General features: G+C 44.7%; 17 protein-coding genes and 1 other annotated feature. Of the genes, 13 read left to right on the top strand and 4 right to left on the bottom strand.

Annotated features, from left to right (window positions below):
• The first annotated feature begins 10 nt into the window (after positions 1-10).
• The 10 genes from ytpR (at position 11) to motS (ending at position 10773) form a co-directional block, all read left to right on the top strand.
• Positions 11-616: a YtpR family tRNA-binding protein gene (gene ytpR / locus CDO84_RS14105; protein WP_014665014.1), complete on the top strand. Its 606-nt coding sequence runs from the start codon at positions 11-13 to the stop codon at positions 614-616.
• A gap of 159 nt (positions 617-775) precedes the next feature.
• The gene (locus tag CDO84_RS14100; protein ID WP_040082122.1) at positions 776-3616 is read left to right on the top strand and encodes a DNA translocase FtsK; all 2841 of its coding nucleotides are present in this window, start codon (positions 776-778) and stop codon (positions 3614-3616) included.
• Positions 3617-3865: 249 nt separating this feature from the next.
• On the top strand, positions 3866-5164 hold the full coding sequence (gene murC, locus CDO84_RS14095; RefSeq protein WP_014665012.1) for a UDP-N-acetylmuramate--L-alanine ligase: 1299 nt from the start codon (positions 3866-3868) through the stop codon (positions 5162-5164).
• 161 nt (positions 5165-5325) lie between these two features.
• A complete protein-coding gene (locus CDO84_RS14090; protein WP_014665011.1) occupies positions 5326-5748 on the top strand; it encodes a DUF948 domain-containing protein in 423 nt (140 codons plus the stop codon).
• Between the two features lie 30 nt (positions 5749-5778).
• A complete protein-coding gene (locus CDO84_RS14085; protein WP_040082123.1) occupies positions 5779-6231 on the top strand; it encodes a YtxH domain-containing protein in 453 nt (150 codons plus the stop codon).
• Between the two features lie 23 nt (positions 6232-6254).
• The gene (gene ytxJ, locus CDO84_RS14080) at positions 6255-6581 is read left to right on the top strand and encodes a bacillithiol system redox-active protein YtxJ (RefSeq protein ID WP_014665009.1); all 327 of its coding nucleotides are present in this window, start codon (positions 6255-6257) and stop codon (positions 6579-6581) included.
• Between the two features lie 236 nt (positions 6582-6817).
• Positions 6818-7894 (top strand): bifunctional 3-deoxy-7-phosphoheptulonate synthase/chorismate mutase, encoded by a 1077-nt coding sequence (locus tag CDO84_RS14075; RefSeq protein WP_040082124.1) that lies wholly within the window; start codon positions 6818-6820, stop codon positions 7892-7894.
• A gap of 275 nt (positions 7895-8169) precedes the next feature.
• Complete coding sequence (ccpA, locus tag CDO84_RS14070; RefSeq protein ID WP_014665007.1) at positions 8170-9174, top strand: catabolite control protein A; 1005 nt, start codon at positions 8170-8172, stop codon at positions 9172-9174.
• A 62-nt stretch (positions 9175-9236) separates the two neighbouring features.
• A complete protein-coding gene (gene motP / locus CDO84_RS14065; protein ID WP_040082125.1) occupies positions 9237-10055 on the top strand; it encodes a flagellar motor protein MotP in 819 nt (272 codons plus the stop codon).
• On the top strand, positions 10045-10773 hold the full coding sequence (motS, locus tag CDO84_RS14060) for a flagellar motor protein MotS (protein WP_014665005.1): 729 nt from the start codon (positions 10045-10047) through the stop codon (positions 10771-10773). Before motP ends, motS begins: the two co-directional genes overlap by 11 nt.
• 10 nt (positions 10774-10783) lie before the next feature.
• On the opposite strand, the gene CDO84_RS14055 is transcribed toward motS, so the two are convergent.
• The 3 genes from CDO84_RS14055 to acuA are packed head-to-tail and all read right to left on the bottom strand — an operon-like array spanning position 10784 to position 13247.
• On the bottom strand, positions 10784-11947 hold the full coding sequence (locus CDO84_RS14055; RefSeq protein ID WP_040082126.1) for an acetoin utilization protein AcuC: 1164 nt from the start codon (positions 11945-11947) through the stop codon (positions 10784-10786).
• Entirely contained in the window at positions 11944-12588 is a 645-nt protein-coding gene (locus CDO84_RS14050) for an acetoin utilization AcuB family protein (protein WP_014665003.1), read from the bottom strand. The genes CDO84_RS14055 and CDO84_RS14050 overlap by 4 nt, the downstream gene beginning before the upstream one ends.
• A 26-nt stretch (positions 12589-12614) precedes the next feature.
• Positions 12615-13247: an acetoin utilization protein acetyltransferase AcuA gene (acuA, locus tag CDO84_RS14045; RefSeq protein ID WP_040082127.1), complete on the bottom strand. Its 633-nt coding sequence runs from the start codon at positions 13245-13247 to the stop codon at positions 12615-12617.
• 159 nt (positions 13248-13406) lie between these two features.
• Between acuA and acsA the strand changes: the two genes are divergently transcribed.
• The 3 genes from acsA to sr7p all read left to right on the top strand — a co-directional run bounded on the left by acsA (position 13407) and on the right by sr7p (position 16996).
• Positions 13407-15125 (top strand): acetate--CoA ligase, encoded by a 1719-nt coding sequence (gene acsA / locus CDO84_RS14040; RefSeq protein ID WP_014665001.1) that lies wholly within the window; start codon positions 13407-13409, stop codon positions 15123-15125.
• A 54-nt stretch (positions 15126-15179) separates the two neighbouring features.
• Positions 15180-15417, top strand: a binding site (T-box leader).
• 50 nt (positions 15418-15467) lie between these two features.
• Positions 15468-16736, top strand: coding sequence for a tyrosine--tRNA ligase (gene tyrS, locus CDO84_RS14030; protein WP_040082128.1), 1269 nt, complete (start codon positions 15468-15470; stop codon positions 16734-16736).
• 131 nt (positions 16737-16867) lie between these two features.
• A complete protein-coding gene (gene sr7p, locus CDO84_RS21845; protein ID WP_041521401.1) occupies positions 16868-16996 on the top strand; it encodes a small protein SR7P in 129 nt (42 codons plus the stop codon).
• Between the two features lie 21 nt (positions 16997-17017).
• On the opposite strand, the gene rpsD is transcribed toward sr7p, so the two are convergent.
• Entirely contained in the window at positions 17018-17620 is a 603-nt protein-coding gene (gene rpsD, locus CDO84_RS14025) for a 30S ribosomal protein S4 (RefSeq protein ID WP_014664997.1), read from the bottom strand.
• Between the last annotated feature and the right edge of the window lie 244 nt (positions 17621-17864).

The following is a 17864-nucleotide window of genomic DNA, read 5'->3' as shown; positions in this document are numbered from 1 at the left end:
ATTTTTACTTATGAACGCTTTTTATAATAAAGAAGGTGTGGGAGACACGCTCCTGATCTCTCTTCAAGATGTGACACGTGAACAATTAGGCTATGAAAAACACGGCGACGTCGTCAAAATTTTCAATAACGAAACAAAAGAAACAACGGGCTTCAACATTTTCAATGCGTCTACTTACTTGACCATTGATGAAAACGGCCCTGTTGCGCTCTCAGAAACATTCGTGCAAGATGTGAATGAGATTTTAAACAGAAACGGCGTTGAAGAAACATTAGTCGTTGATTTATCTCCGAAGTTTGTTGTGGGTTATGTAGAATCAAAAGAAAAACATCCGAATGCCGATAAATTAAGCGTATGTAAAGTCAATGTAGGAGAAGAAACGCTTCAGATCGTCTGCGGCGCGCCTAACGTTGACCAAGGACAAAAAGTTGTCGTTGCCAAAGTCGGCGCTGTGATGCCTAGCGGACTTGTCATTAAGGATGCAGAGCTTCGCGGCGTTCCGTCAAGCGGAATGATCTGCTCAGCGAAAGAGCTTGATTTGCCTGACGCCCCTGCTGAAAAAGGCATCCTTGTGTTAGAAGGAGATTATGAGGCGGGAGAGGCATTTCAGTTTTAGACTCCCATAAATCCGCCCAAAAAAACGAATCATGTGAAAAGCCGCTAAGCCCCTGTTTAGCGGCTTTGTTTCTGCTGATAGCTTAATCTTTTCTGGGCCGACCAGCAGTGGTATACTAAAAACCGTCCCAGAAAACTATAAGGGAGTTAGAGATAAATTATGAGTTGGCTTCATAAATTTTTTGATTTGTTTTTAGGCGAGAGCGAAGAGGATGCTGAACGGGAGACAAAACCCGCTCAAATTCCGCAGCAACAAGAGGTGCATCATCCTGAAGGACAATTAAAAAGATTGGAAGATCCTAAAATATATTATGAATATCCAAAAGGCAAGTTCCGTTTTCCAGTCGTGCCTGATGGATACAAAAATCATGACCTGAGAAGGCGCCGCGAACCATCGGTCGAACCGAAATCCGCGCCTCGTCCAAGCGCTGCACCTTACAGAGAGCGTCCCAGCAATGAAAAAGAGCAGCATACATATCAATCATCAGAGCCGGCGAAGAAACCGTTTAAACCGACAAATATCCCTTCGCCAATCTATGGATTCAATCAAAAACCATCCGTTAAAAAGGATGTGCCGAAAAAGCCTTCTGAAACATTGAACGAACCGGATAAACCGGTAAAAGAGAAGGTAACATTGCTGTCAGAAGAGATCGAACGTGAACGCGGCTATCCTGCTTCAGACACACAGGCGCACTCCAAAAAAGAAAATCCTTTCTTTCCGGATACCCAATTTGAAAAACAGCCTTCTGGCGTTTTAAACAGAGAGGATACAGAGCATGATGAGGCGCCAGGTAACGAAGTGCCATTTGAATCAGGCGTTCAACAGCCGCAAAAAGAGGAGTCTTTCTTCCCAGCTGAACATGCCGAAGGGCCAACGCCTGAGATACTCACAGATACGGCGGAAGATGGCCTTTCAGGCAGTGAAGTAAGCCGCGAAGACATCATGCCTGCATCGGCTGAGGAAGAACAAAGGGAAGAGCAGGCAGAGCAATTTGAAGAGCCTGTTTTCTCCGCTGAACTTGATGAACAGCCAACAGCTCCTGAATCTCTGGCAGAGGCAGCATCTGAGGATGAAAAATCAGAAGAGCCGTCAGACAGCACAGTATACAATCATCACGAAAACGCGGCAGAAGGTGCTGAGTCTCCGTTCGTTCAAGAAGAACAAATGGAATTTCATCAGCAAGAACCTTCATTATTTACTGATGACGAGCATTCATCTGGAGCTCTGGATCAAACAGAAACCGAGGCGGAAGAATCAGAAGAGCCATCAGACAGCATAATAAATAATCAGTATGACATTCCGGCAGAATCTAAGGAAACGAAGATAGATGTTCAGCCAGACAGCCAGACAGAGCTTGAGGAAACTGATCGGATGGACCAAGCTTCCAAACCGCTTTCTGCAACCCATGAAAACCGGCAGGAAATCCGGGCAGACAAACCTCACGAAGCTTCAAAAGAGCCGAAACCAAGGCCTGGTGTGCAAGAGAACAGGCCCGAACAAAACGCACCTTCTCAAAAAGGGCCATCCGTTCCTTTTAATGTCATGATGCTGAAAAGAGATACACATAAACAGCAAAAAGCAGAGGAACGCCGCGGCAGCTATGTATTTCCGAATGTTGCACTGCTAGATGTCCCGCCAGCGCAGGTCCAAGATGATACTGCGTGGATCGAAGAACAGCGTCAGCTTCTTGATTTGACCTTGAAAAATTTCAATGTCCGCGCCAATGTCGTCCATGTAACCCAGGGGCCGTCTGTCACGAGATTCGAAGTGCATCCTGAACCAGGTGTAAAGGTGAATAAAATCACCAACTTGTCTGATGATATTAAGCTCAGTCTCTCAGCAAGAGATATTCGGATTGAAGCGCCGATTCCGGGGAAAAACACGATCGGGATTGAAGTGCCGAACCGCACGAGCAAGGTGGTTGATTTGCGCCAAATGATTCGCAGCTCAGCTTTCAGGACAAGCAAGTCACCGCTCACGGCTGCGCTGGGATTAGATATTTCGGGAAATCCTGTCGTTATCGACTTGAAGAAAATGCCGCATGGCTTGATTGCCGGCGCCACAGGCTCGGGAAAAAGCGTATGCATCAATACAATATTAGTCAGCCTGCTTTATAAAGCTGATCCGAGTGAGGTAAAGGTGCTGCTGATTGATCCGAAAATGGTCGAGCTGGCTCCTTACAATAAAATTCCTCATCTCGTCAGCCCGGTCATTACTGATGCTAAAGCGGCTACAGCTGCTTTGAAATGGGTGGTTGAGGAAATGGAGCGCCGCTATGAGTTGTTTGCCCATTCAGGTGTCCGTGACATTGACCGCTTTAATCAATTAACCGGGGAACACCAAATGGGTGAAAAGCTGCCGTATTTAGTTGTCATTATTGATGAGCTTGCAGATCTGATGATGGTAGCGCCAAACGATGTGGAAGAAAGCATAGCGCGGATCGCCCAAAAAGCAAGAGCATGCGGTATCCATCTTCTAGTTGCAACTCAGCGTCCGTCAGTAGATGTCATTACAGGCCTGATTAAGGCGAATATCCCGACGAGAATCGCCTTTTCTGTTTCAAGCCAGGTTGATTCCCGAACGATTATTGACATCGCCGGTGCAGAAAAGCTTCTCGGAAAAGGGGATATGCTCTTTTTGGAAAACGGCTCGGGAAAACCGGTCCGTCTGCAAGGTAACTTTGTGTCGGATCGTGAAATCGACCGCGTTGTTTCTCACGTCAGAAACCAAATGCCGCCAACCTATTTATTTGAACAAGAAGAGCTCGTAAGACAAGGATCAGCCCTGAAAGAAGAGGATGAACTGTTTTACGAAGCGTGTGAGTTTGTTGTAGAGCAAAACAGTGCAAGCACTTCAAGCCTGCAGAGAAGATTCAGAATCGGTTACAACCGGGCGGCAAGGCTGATCGATATGATGGAAGCGGAAGGCATGATCTCAGAGGCAAAAGGAAGCAAACCCCGTGAGGTGCTGATCACCGCAAGTGATTTAATAAACGAATAATATGGGTTCATTTTCACACCAAACATGGTATGATAGTGTTTAGAGCATTTAACAGCTATGCCGCTTTACAGCAGCTGCGCATAGACAAATCTTGATATCTAGGTTTAATCGGAAAGAAATAACCGGATACTGAACATAACAAAACATATAAAATACGCCGCTAAGGGAGGCTTTTCACCCGCCGCGGTCGCAAATTGAAATGAGCGTCATATACTGGGGAACAGATAGACGTTTGTTGGAGGTACAATTATGACTGTTTATCATTTTGTTGGAATAAAAGGGACAGGTATGAGTCCGCTTGCCCAAATACTTCATGATAATGGATATACTGTCCAAGGATCGGATATCGAAAAATTTATTTTTACGCAAACAGCGCTTGAAAAAAGAAATATTACGATTCTTCCTTTTAGCGCGGAAAATATTAAGCCCGGCATGACAGTTATCGCCGGAAATGCATTCCCAGACACGCATCCAGAAATAGAAAAAGCGATGTCTGACGGAATTCCGGTGATACGTTATCATAAGTTTTTAGGCGACTACATGAAAAAGTTCACAAGTGTTGCCGTTACAGGTGCACATGGCAAAACGTCGACTACGGGTTTGCTGGCTCACGTGATCCAAAATGCAAAACCGACGTCTTTCTTAATTGGAGACGGAACAGGCCAGGGAAATGAAAACAGCGAATACTTTGTGTTTGAAGCGTGTGAATACCGCCGCCATTTCTTAAGCTATCAGCCAGACTACGCGATCATGACGAATATTGATTTTGATCACCCTGATTACTTCTCAAGCATTGACGATGTATTTGACGCTTTTCAAGAGATGGCTCTTCAAGTCAACAAAGGCATTATCGCCTGCGGAGACGATGAGCATCTGCCGAAAATCCATGCGAACGTCCCGGTTGTGTATTACGGCACAGGGGAAGAAAATGATTTTCAAGCCAGAAACATCGTAAAAAGCACGGAAGGGACAACTTTCGATGTCTTTGTCCGCAATACGTTCTACGATACGTTTTATATTCCTGCGTACGGTCACCACAATGTATTAAACTCATTGGCGGTCATTGCGTTATGCCATTATGAAGAAATTGATTCCAGCATCATTAAGCATGCTCTCAAATCCTTTGGGGGCGTCAAACGCAGATTCAATGAGAAGCAGCTAGGGGATCAAGTGCTGATTGATGACTATGCTCATCACCCGACAGAAATAAAAGTGACAATTGAGGCGGCAAGACAGAAATATCCTGATCGTGAAATTGTTGCGGTATTTCAGCCTCATACATTTACGCGAACGCAGCAATTCCTTGACGAATTTGCAGAGAGCCTGAGCGGCGCTGACTGTGTGTATTTATGCGATATTTTCGGCTCAGCCCGTGAAAATGCTGGAAAGCTGACGATCGGCGATCTGCAGGGGAAAATTCATAATGCCAAGCTGATTGAAGAAGATGACACTTCTGTTTTAAAAGCTCATGATAAAGCCGTTCTCATCTTCATGGGGGCAGGAGATATCCAAAAGTATATGAGAGCCTACGAAAACGTCATGGCATAATAAAAAGCAGTGATCTCACTGCTTTTTATTTATCTGACGAGAAAGCTTATTAAAGGATTTTCTTACATAACGGAGAATAGTATGTATACAGCCCAGTACACATGTTTATGATTGAAGAAAACGGGTAAACAGCAGTATATCCTGCAGCAAGGAGGTTTGAGATGATTATTATTCTTTATTTGAGCGTTGCACTCATCGCAATTGCATTTCTCGTATTAGTGATCTACTTGTCTAAAACATTGAAGTCACTGCAGCTGACACTAAAACACGTCGCATCCACTCTTGAAGGGCTGGAGGGACAAATGAAGGGCATCACAACTGAAACAGCCGAGCTTTTACATAAGACTAACCGCCTGGCTGAAGATATTCAGGAAAAATCAGAAAAGCTGAACACGGTCGTTCATGCTGTTCAAGGGGTGGGAACTTCTGTACAGCAGTTCAATACATCCATGAAACAGGCGGCAGGGTCTGTATCGGCATCAGTTAGAGAAAATCAAGACAAGATCAATCAAGTTGTCACATGGAGCCAAGCAGCAATGGAAATTTGGGAGAAATGGAAGCAAAAGAAAAAATCAGCTCTGTAAGAGAAAAAAATACCTAGAGGAGGAATAATGATGAGTAAAGATGGAATTAATAGTAAAGATTTTTTAATCGGAACTTTAATCGGGGGAATCATCGGTGCCACTACAGCTCTTTTTCTAGCGCCTAAATCAGGCAAAGAACTTCGCGACGATCTCGGCAGCCAAGCGGTTGCATTACGGGACAAAACAGATAAAATGACGGCTGATGCGAAGGAAAAAGGCACGCAATATGTCAGCATCGCAAAAGACAAAACTTCCAACATCACACAGCTTGTAGCGGATCAGTCTGGGCAGATCATGAACAAGGTAAAGGATTTAAGAGACCGTTCCAAATCTGACAAAACGGATTCATCAACAATGCAAGATATGAAGGAAGAAGCAATGCAGGCAGCTGGCGAAACAAAAGATCAAGTCCTCCAGGCGAAAGAAGATGTAAAAGACGAACTGAAAGATGCACAAAAACAGGCTGAGCATATGAATCGCTGAGCAGGGAAGGAAGAGCTTGAATCATGGCTAAACAGCTTATTCAATCTGAAGAAGAATTTAAACGGATTGCAGAACAGGAAGGCGCTTTTGTCTTCTTTAAACACAGCACCACATGCCCGATCAGCCAGGCAGCATTTCATGAGTTTGATGCCTTTGCAAATCAGCATGAGGATGTGCCGGCTTACTATCTTCAAGTACAAGAAGCCCGGCCGCTGTCAAATTTCATCGCAGAAACATATGGGGTAAAGCATGAAAGCCCTCAAGTATTCATCATTCAGAACGGTGAAGTGAAATGGCATACCTCACATTCACAAATTACAGAGGCCGCCATTGAGCAGCATTTGTCATAGAAAAAAGCGTCCAGATATCTTCTGGCGCTTTTTTTTTGTGAAAAACCCTTGAACATTGCCCTCACATCATGTAGGATAGCTTCATAGATTACTTTATCACTTAAAAGCGTTTGGGTAATAAAGTAGAGTTTTTATAAAATTTTTTGTATTTCAGTATTTCCATTTGGAATTACTTATAGTAAGATGCATGATAACTACAAAATAAAAAATGAATGTGCAGGGAAAGGATGAAAAAAATGAGCAACACAGAGTTAGAGCTTTTAAGGCAGAAAGCAGACGAATTAAACCTACAAATTTTAAAATTAATCAACGAACGCGGAAATGTTGTAAAAGAGATCGGTAAAGCGAAGGAAGCACAGGGTGTCAACCGATTTGACCCTGTCAGAGAACGCACTATGTTAAACAATATCATTGAAAACAATGACGGTCCGTTCGAAAATTCAACCATCCAGCACATTTTTAAAGAGATATTCAAAGCCGGTTTAGAGCTTCAAGAAGAAGATCACAGCAAAGCGCTGCTTGTCTCCCGCAAGAAAAAACCTGAAGATACAATTGTTGATATCAAAGGCGAAAAAATCGGAGACGGCCAGCAAAGATTCATTGTCGGCCCATGTGCGGTAGAGAGCTATGAGCAAGTAGCTGAAGTGGCTGCAGCTGCGAAAAAACAAGGCATTAAAATTTTGCGCGGTGGAGCCTTTAAGCCTCGTACGAGCCCATACGATTTCCAAGGGCTTGGCGTAGAAGGCCTTCAAATTTTAAAACGTGTAGCGGATGAATATGATCTGGCGGTTATCAGTGAAATCGTAACGCCGGCTCATATCGAAGAAGCGCTTGACTACATTGATGTCATTCAAATCGGAGCGCGCAACATGCAAAACTTCGAATTGCTGAAAGCTGCCGGTGCAGTGAAAAAACCAGTGCTTCTGAAGCGCGGCCTTGCAGCAACGATCTCTGAATTCATCAATGCTGCTGAATACATCATGTCACAAGGAAATGACCAAATTATCCTTTGTGAGCGAGGAATCAGAACATACGAAACAGCAACGAGAAACACGCTTGATATTTCAGCTGTGCCGATTTTGAAACAAGAAACGCATTTGCCGGTCTTTGTTGATGTTACGCATTCAACAGGCCGCCGTGACCTCTTGCTTCCGACAGCTAAAGCTGCTTTAGCGATCGGTGCAGACGGTGTCATGGCTGAGGTTCACCCTGATCCGTCAGTCGCGCTTTCTGATTCTGCTCAGCAAATGGCGATTCCTGAATTCGAAAAATGGCTGAATGAACTGAAGCCAATGGTGAAAGTCAACGCTTAATTGAACAATCCAAAAGGCCGCGCCTGCGGCCTTTTTTTATGCTTTCTCGTTTATTTAGTTATAAAATCCAAGTATACGTTTTCATCATCTATAAAAACGTGTATAATTTCATGAGAAGTAATTAAATTTGATGAATAATGAAAAATAATGTACACTACTGACTTACGCTTACAAATCATAAACGACATAAATTCGGACATTATGACATTTCTCTACATAAAGTGTTTATGCTATAGATAAGGATAAGTGTATCCAGTAAAAGGAGTGGTTTTAGGATGAGCAATATTACGATCTACGACGTAGCGAGAGAAGCTAATGTAAGCATGGCAACCGTTTCCCGTGTCGTGAACGGCAACCCAAATGTAAAACCGACAACACGGAAAAAAGTCTTGGAAGCCATTGACCGTCTCGGCTACCGTCCAAACGCGGTGGCAAGAGGGCTGGCAAGCAAAAAGACAACAACTGTAGGTGTCATCATTCCCGATATCTCAAGCATATTCTATTCAGAGCTTGCGCGCGGAATTGAAGATATCGCGACAATGTATAAATACAATATTATTTTGAGCAACTCTGACCAAAACATGGAGAAAGAGCTGCACTTGTTAAACACAATGCTCGGCAAACAAGTGGACGGCATCGTGTTTATGGGCGGAAACATTACGGACGAGCATGTGGCGGAATTTAAGCGTTCCCCAGTGCCGATTGTACTTGCCGCTTCTGTAGAAGAGCAGGAGGAAACACCGTCAGTCGCTATCGATTACGAACAGGCGATTTATGACGCAGTGAAGCTTTTGGTTGATAAAGGACATAAAGATATCGCATTCGTTTCCGGACCAATGACAGAGCCGATCAACCGCTCGAAAAAACTCCAAGGCTACAAACGTGCGCTTGAAGAAGCGAACCTTCCGTTTAATGAACAATTTATAGCTGAAGGGGATTACACATATGATTCCGGACTCGAAGCGCTGCAGCATCTGATGAGCCTGGATAAAAAACCGACAGCCATTCTTTCTGCAACTGATGAAATGGCACTCGGCATTATCCATGCCGCTCAGGATCAGGGCTTATCCATTCCGGAGGATCTCGACATTATCGGCTTTGATAATACAAGATTAAGCCTCATGGTTCGTCCGCAGCTGTCAACAGTTGTTCAGCCGACATATGATATTGGCGCCGTTGCGATGAGACTGCTGACGAAGCTCATGAATAAAGAGCCGGTTGAAGAGCATATCGTCGAACTGCCGCACCGTATCGAACTAAGAAAGTCAACCAAGTCATAAGAAAAACAAAGAGCAAGCTTCACCTTCATGGTGAATTCTTGCTTTTTTCATGGGGAGAAATGATGAAACGTTTTGATTATCTTACACCTGTTGGATTTGTGTTAGGAACGATTATTATTGTTATCGGGATTATTTCGGGATCGGGAGTAAGCGGTTTCCGCTCTTTTCTTGATCTAACCTCTTTCTTCATCGTAACAGGGGGACTATGCGCCGCTGTTTTTATCAGTTTTCCGCCAAGAGAGCTGAAAAAAGCGCCCTCTGTATTAAAGCAGGCATTCATCCGCCAGGAAGACAATGTGAAAGATCTTGTGAAAACCTTTGTCTCCCTTTCCGATCACGCGCGTAAACATGGGCTTTTATCATTGGATGATCAGGCTCGGGGAATCAAAGATCCATTCTTGAAAAAAGGGCTGCTTTTAGCAATTGACGGCTGGGATGAAGAAACGATTCGGCTTGTCATGGATTCAGAAATCGCAGCAATGGAGGAACGGCACCGCAAAGGACGGCGTGTTTTTGAAAAAGCGGGAGAATTTGCTCCGGCGTGGGGAATGATCGGAACACTCGTCGGGCTCGTGCTGATGCTCAAAAACTTAAATGATCCGCATATGCTCGGACCGAATATGGCAGTTGCGCTTCTGACGACTTTATATGGTTCATTACTGGCCAATATGGTCTTCAACCCAATCGCGGCAAAGCTTGAAGAGAAAACAGAAAGTGAAATTTTCATCAAACAGGTAATGGTGGAAGGGATTATCGGTGTTCAATCCGGAAAAAACCCGCGCAACCTTGAAAGCCAGCTGGTCGTTTTCAGTTCACGGGAAGAATGGCAGAAACAGCCGAATCAAGTAAAAACAAAAAAGGGATCTATACATGAAGCTTAGAAGAGAACGTTTTGAAAGAAGGAACGGAAACGGGAAAAACAGTCAATCTTCATCCAGCTGGATGGTTACCTTTACAGATTTGATCACCCTGGTCCTTGTGTTCTTTATTTTGCTTTTTTCGATGTCCCAAATCGATCTTCAAAAATTTAAAGCGGCAGTCGATTCGATTCAGAAGGATGGCGGCGGGCTTCAGCCGGACCAAACGTCCATAGAAAAAAAGAAAACACCTCCATCCGATGCGAAGAAGCAAGCGGATCAGCAGGATCAGCTTCTCAAGAAAGTAAATACATATATAAAAGACAATCACTTGAAGGCCCAAATGACAGCCAAACGGGATGAACGCGGTGTCGTGCTCGTTCTGCAGGAGGCGGTGCTGTTTGATACAGGTGAGGCAAAGGTGCTGAAAAATGCTGAAACACTTCTTCACCAAATCGCCGTACTTCTTCAAACCATTCCAAATGACATTCAAGTCGAAGGCCATACAGACAGCCGAAACATTTCGACATACCGATATCCGTCGAACTGGGAGCTATCAGCAGCACGGGCAAGCGGAGTGATTCAATACTTCACATCAAAAGAGAAACTTCCCTCGAAGCGCTTTATTGCTGTCGGTTATGCGGATACAAAGCCTGTAAAGGACAATAAGACAAACGAACACATGAAAGAAAACCGACGTGTGGAAATCGTCATCAAAAAATCAAAAACGACCTCTTCGTGAAGGTCGTTTTTTACTTTGTTCGTTGTTGCTCGGACCGTATCGCATATAATGCTTTGCTGACGGTTTGGGCATTTTTTTCTGTAATTTCAGGTTTGCGGGGAATCGGAGGATATAAATCAGCCGGATCGCTCCAGCTGGACGGCAGGGCGACGGGGCATTGTTTTTGCCATTTAGCGATCCATTCCGGCGGGATCTCGTGTCCCGGATCAATCCCCTTCATTTCAAGCCATATTCTGGCCCAGGCGCGGGGGACAACTCGCCAAATATCATATCCGCCGCCTCCGACTGCAATCCATTTCCCTCCGCAATATTGGTGAGCCAAAGTATGTGCAAGCCGGGGAATTTCTTCGTATATATTGATTGTTGCTGATAAATGCGTCAGCGGGTCGTAGTAATGGGCATCGGCGCCGTTTTGGCTGATAATGACATCGGGCTCGAAATACGCGGCGACTTCTGAAACTGCTGTCCGGTAAGCTTCAAGAAAAGAATCATCCTCTGTAAAAGCGTCAAGCGGGATATTAAAGGAATAGCCATATCCTTTTCCGCTGCCTTTTTCCTGGATCTGGCCGGTTCCGGGGAATAAATACCTTCCTGTTTCATGAATGGACAGCGTGCATACGTCAGGATTATCGTAAAATGTAAATTGCACACCGTCCCCGTGGTGGGCGTCTGTATCAATATAAAGCACTCTGGCGCTGTATTTTTTCTGGATATATTGAATCGCCACAGCGCTGTCGTTGTATATGCAAAATCCTGAGGCTCTCCCGCGAAAGCCATGATGAAGCCCTCCACCAAGGTTTGCCGCATGCAGGGCTTGTCCTGACATGACCCAGTCTGCGGCCGTTAAAGTGCCGCCGACCAAGAGTGATGCCGCTTCGTGCATGCCGGCAAAGACGGGTGTATCTTCAGTGCCGAGCCCGTAGCTTTCTCCTTCTTCAGCGGGAAGCTTTCCGGCGCCCGCAAGCTTTACGGCTTGAATGTAATCATCGGTGTGGACAAGGGCTAGCTCCTCTTCTGAAGCGAGTCTTGGACTGACAATGTCTCCATCATCAAAGGCATTGATCGACTGAAGCAAATCATATGTTAACAGAACCCGCTGCTGATTAAAGGGATGCTCTTGATGAAACATGTAGGTTTGATAGGATGGAGAATAGATAAATACACTGTCTCTCATAGCAGATCCCTTTGCTCTGACGGCCATACGACGTGGTGCCCATTTCTTTGCAGTTCCTGCAAAAACGGCAGCGGATTCATCGTTTTTACACGGAAGACGAGCACTTTTACACCGGGATCGTCATGCGGATAAACAAGCACGCTTAATATTTTCACTTGAAGGTCTTGGCAAAGGCTGCTGATCTCAGCGAGGCTTTTGGTGATGTCGTTTACTTTTATTTCAATTTGCGAGCCCGGCTGGTCAGCGCCTGTCAATTTGACAAACGTCCGTAGCAAATCGGTTTTTGTCAAAATGCCTACTAATTTTTGATGCTGTACGACTGGAAGGCAGCCGATGCCATGCTCGTAGAACACCGCAGATATTTCTTCGACAAAATCTAACGGGTGGGCGCAGACGACCTCTTTTTTCATAATTGAATCTACGCTTCGTGTGAGAAATAGGCTTCGTTTGTTTTCTTCAAAAATACTGGGGCTCGCCTGTTTCATGTCTCTGTCTGTAATCATGCCGATCACGTGTCGTTCTTCATCTACAACAGGCAGATGCCTGATATGGAATTCCTTCAGTTTGCATATTGCTGTTTCAAGCGTATCCGTCTTCGTTAATGTAATGACATCTCTTTTCATGATTTGCTCAACAATCATTATTTTTTCCCCTTTGTCAGTGTCAGTTAATACATATAACGATGATAAAAACGGAGCCTGTCAAATTGTTCAATTGATTCTTGGCTGACGTTTTTTCCGATGCGGGCCATCAGACAGTTTGCAGGGTGGGAGCTGATCTCCGGCTCATCCGTTGCAAACCAGACCAATCCGCCTGCATTCATCATCTTTTCCATGATCTTTCTGTATTCCCACACATCTTTTTTCATCCCTTTTAAATCCCAATGCCAGTAATATTCTGTCGTCATCACAATGTAGTTTTCCATTTGTTCATCCATCATGCTGACGGCCAGAAGGGTCTTTCCGACAGCGCATCCCCGATAGTCCGGCGCTACTTCGATGGCTCCGAGCTCAAGCAAATCCTCCATATTTCCTTCAGACCATCTTTCGAGCGGGTCAGGATATAAATACGTGACATAGCCGACAATGGTTCGGCCGTCTCTGGCAATAATAATGCGCCCTTCTGGAAGGCCTGCAATATCGACTAGCGCTTCATGCTGCTCGCGAGGCGGGCGAAATGCGGTTAAATCTTTATGAAACTCATAACCTGCCAAATCCTCTGGAGAGACAGGCCCTTCTATCAGTAAAGAGCCGGTTGCTGTTTTGATGTTTGCTGAATGGTATGTTTTATGATGTTCCACTAATTCACCGTCCCATCAATTCTTATAAAAATACATGCCTTCTTTAAGAATACCAAAATATAAAGCGTTTTCAACATGGTTTATATTTTAAAAATTGAGAAGAATATGAATTTATACTATAATAATTGTGACAACTTCAGCAAAGGGGGATGTTTGGGCATGAATTTGAAAGCGTTACCAGCAATAGAGGGGGATCATAACTTAAAAAACTATGAAGAAACGTACCGGCATTTTGATTGGGCCGAGGCAGAGAAACATTTCTCTTGGCATGAGACAGGGAAACTGAATGCGGCGTATGAAGCGATTGACCGCCATGCCGAATCGTTTCGAAAAAACAAAGTAGCACTTTATTATAAAGACGCAAAACGGGATGAAAAATACACATTTAAAGAAATGAAGGAAGAATCAAACAGAGCCGGGAATGTGTTGAGACGGTATGGAAATGTGGAAAAAGGGGACCGCGTTTTTATTTTTATGCCGAGATCACCCGAGCTTTATTTTATTATGCTTGGCGCTATCAAAATTGGCGCCATCGCCGGGCCGCTGTTCGAAGCATTTATGGAGGGAGCGGTGAAGGACCGGCTTGAAAACAGTGAGGCAAAGGTTGTTGTCACAACGCCTGAGCTGCTGGAGAGGATACCGGCAGACAAACTGCCTCACTTGCAGCATATATTCGTAGTCGGCGGAGAGGCTGAGAGCGGCACAAACCTCATCAATTATGATGAAGCAGCGAAACAGGAGAGCACAAGACTGGATATCGAATGGATGGATAAAAAAGATGGTTTTCTGCTTCACTATACATCAGGTTCCACTGGAACGCCAAAGGGCGTGCTGCATGTCCATGAAGCGATGATTCAGCAATATCAAACAGGAAAGTGGGTCCTTGATTTAAAGGAAGAAGACATTTATTGGTGCACAGCTGATCCAGGCTGGGTGACAGGTACGGTATACGGCATTTTTGCACCGTGGCTGAACGGGGCGACAAATGTCATCGTCGGCGGACGTTTCAGCCCGGAAAGCTGGTATGGAACGATTGAACAGCTTGGCGTCAATGTCTGGTACAGCGCGCCGACCGCTTTTCGGATGCTGATGGGAGCGGGAGATGAAATGGCTGCGAAATATGATTTAACCTCACTCCGGCATGTACTCAGTGTTGGTGAGCCGCTAAATCCGGAGGTCATCAGATGGGGACACAAAGTTTTTAACAAACGAATCCATGATACATGGTGGATGACCGAAACGGGCAGTCAGCTCATCTGCAATTATCCTTGCATGGATATTAAACCCGGTTCGATGGGTAAGCCGATTCCGGGAGTGGAGGCTGCGATTGTTGACAATCAAGGAAATGAGCTTCCGCCATACCGAATGGGCAATCTCGCTATCAAAAAGGGCTGGCCTTCCATGATGCATACCATTTGGAATAACCCTGAAAAGTATGAATCGTATTTCATGCCGGGCGGCTGGTATGTGTCTGGTGATTCTGCTTACATGGATGAAGAGGGATACTTCTGGTTCCAAGGCAGAGTAGATGACGTCATCATGACCTCCGGTGAGCGCGTAGGTCCATTTGAAGTGGAGAGCAAGCTTGTCGAACACCCGGCCATTGCAGAAGCTGGTGTAATCGGAAAGCCTGATCCGGTACGGGGAGAAATCATTAAAGCCTTTATTGCACTCAGGGAAGGATTTGAGCCGTCTGACAAACTGAAAGAAGAGATCCGCCTATTTGTAAAGCAGGGTCTTGCAGCCCATGCGGCTCCGCGTGAAATTGAATTTAAAGATAAGCTTCCGAAAACCCGAAGCGGAAAGATCATGAGACGCGTGCTGAAGGCATGGGAGCTTAATCTCCCAGCCGGTGATCTGTCAACGATGGAGGATTAAAAGGCGGCGTTGACACGGGATTTTATTTATGTTAAAAATGATATAGCTTCATATGAAAAGGTAAAGATTGAGACAAGTAGAATATCCTTACGTTCCAGAGAGCTGATGGCCGGTGAAAATCAGCACAGACGGATATATCGAATACACTCATGAACCGCTTTTGCAAACAAAGCCGGCCAGGCTTTCAGTAGTGAAAGAACGGACCTGATCCGTTATCAGGCAAAGTGATAAGACGAATGTTTTGCATTCTCTTATTAGTAGGGTGGTACCGCGATAATCAATCGTCCCTTCGTGTAAACGAAGGGGCGTTTTTTATTTTAATCAAAAAAGGAGCTTTATCTTATGACAAACTTACTTGAAGATTTATCCTTCCGCGGATTGATTCAGCAAATGACAGATGAAGAAGGATTAAATAAACAGCTGAGTGAAGAAAAGATCCGCTTGTACTCAGGTTTTGATCCGACAGCAGACAGCTTGCATATCGGACACTTGCTGCCTATTTTAACACTTCGCCGTTTTCAGCTTGCAGGGCATCATCCGATTGCACTTGTTGGCGGCGCTACGGGCCTCATCGGTGATCCAAGCGGAAAAAAAGCAGAGCGTACTTTAAACACTGCTGACATCGTTTCCGAATGGTCCCAAAAAATCAAAAACCAGCTGTCCAGATTTCTAGATTTTGACGCAGCAGAAAACCCAGCTGTCATCGCAAACAACTTTGACTGGATCGGCAAAATGAATGTGATCGATTTCCTTCGTGATGTCGGTAAAAATTTCGGCATCAATTACATGCTGGCAAAAGACACGGTCAGCTCAAGAATCGAATCCGGCATCTCGTACACGGAATTCAGCTACATGATTCTTCAATCTTATGATTTCTTAAATCTTTACAGAGACAAAAACTGTAAACTGCAAATCGGCGGTAGCGATCAGTGGGGCAACATCACAGCGGGTCTTGAACTGATCAGAAAATCAGAAGAAGAAGGAGCAAAAGCGTTCGGCCTTACGATTCCGCTTGTCACAAAAGCAGACGGCACGAAGTTCGGAAAAACGGAAGGCGGCGCGATCTGGCTTGATAAGGAAAAAACATCACCATATGAATTCTATCAATTCTGGATCAACACAGATGACCGTGATGTTATCAAATACTTGAAATACTTTACGTTCCTATCAAAAGAGGAAATTGAAGCATACGCTGAAAAAACAGAAACAGCGCCGGAAAAACGTGAAGCGCAAAAACGCCTGGCAGAAGAAGTGACATCGCTTGTTCACGGACGCGAGGCGCTGGAGCAAGCCATCAACATCTCCCAAGCGCTGTTCAGCGGCAATATTAAAGAGCTTTCCGCTCAAGACGTAAAGGTAGGCTTTAAAGATGTTCCTTCTATGGAAGTTGACAGCAGCCAAGAGCTTTCACTTGTAGATGTGTTGGTGCAATCTAAATTATCTCCTTCTAAACGTCAAGCGCGTGAAGACATCCAAAACGGAGCTGTTTACATTAACGGCGAACGCCAGACAGAAATAAATTATACCCTATCGGCTGAAGACCGTATCGAAAATCAATTTACTGTTCTGCGCCGCGGGAAGAAAAAATACTTCCTTGTGACATATAAATAAGAAAAAGATCCTTTGCCACTGAAGGCAAAGGATCTTTTTGTTTACCGCATAGGAATGAAAGGAAAAGAGTATATTAGATAGGGCAAACACGATCAACCACATCACCTTTTAAAAGAAAGGAGCGCTAAAGCGTGAATCTCATGTGCACGATTGCTAAAGAACGGATACAGCGGGATTATTGGGAGCGGCAGGCGCAAGATAGTGTTGGCCAGCAAGAGGCGAAAGACGAAACAGACGATAAAAAAACCCCAACCGCATAGCGGCAGGGGTTTTTAAAACGATTAACGAGAGTAGAACTCAACGATAAGCGCTTCGTTAATTTCCGGAGCAAGTTCAGAACGCTCAGGAAGACGAGTGAAAGTACCTTCAAGCTTTTCAGCGTCGAAAGTAAGGTATTCAGGAACGAAGTTGTTCACTTCAACAGATTCTTTGATGATAGAAAGGTTTCTTGATTTTTCGCGAACACCGATTGTTTGACCAGGCTTTACTTGGTAAGACGGGATGTCAACGCGGCTTCCGTCTACAAGAATGTGACCGTGGTTAACCAATTGGCGAGCTTGACGGCGAGTACGTGCTAAACCTAGCTTGTACACAACGTTATCAAGACGAGAATCTAAAAGAACCATGAAGTTTTCACCGTGTTTACCAGCTAGTTTGCCAGCTTTGTCAAACAAAGTGCGGAATTGGCGTTCGTTTACACCGTACATGTGACGAAGCTTTTGCTTTTCTTGCAATTGCAAACCGTATTCTGATAATTTTTTACGTTGTCCTGGGCCGTGTGGACCTGGAGCGTAAGGGCGTTTTTCTAATTCTTTTCCTGTACCGCTAAGAGAGATTCCTAGACGGCGGGACAGTTTCCAAGATGGACCTGTATAGCGAGCCATAATGTGACTCCTCCTTTGGTTTTATTTTTGTGGAAAATAAAAACCGTCTGCTCTATTCGACCATGCACATTTTGTTTTCATGTATCCTCGCTCCAGCAGCAGAGAGTTACACGATACACCTTATGGATAAGGAACAAAATGAAAACATAGAAGCTGAACAAAAAGGCTGCAATATTTCACACAAAGGTCATTATATAATTTATTTGTTTTGAAGTCAACCATTCCTCCATTATTGCTTCACCGT

The sequence above is a fragment of the Bacillus sp. MD-5 genome, from assembly GCF_002201875.1.
GTDB classification, from domain to species: Bacteria; Bacillota; Bacilli; order Bacillales; family Bacillaceae; genus Bacillus; species Bacillus stercoris.
This window is presented reverse-complemented; position numbering and strand designations above follow the sequence as displayed.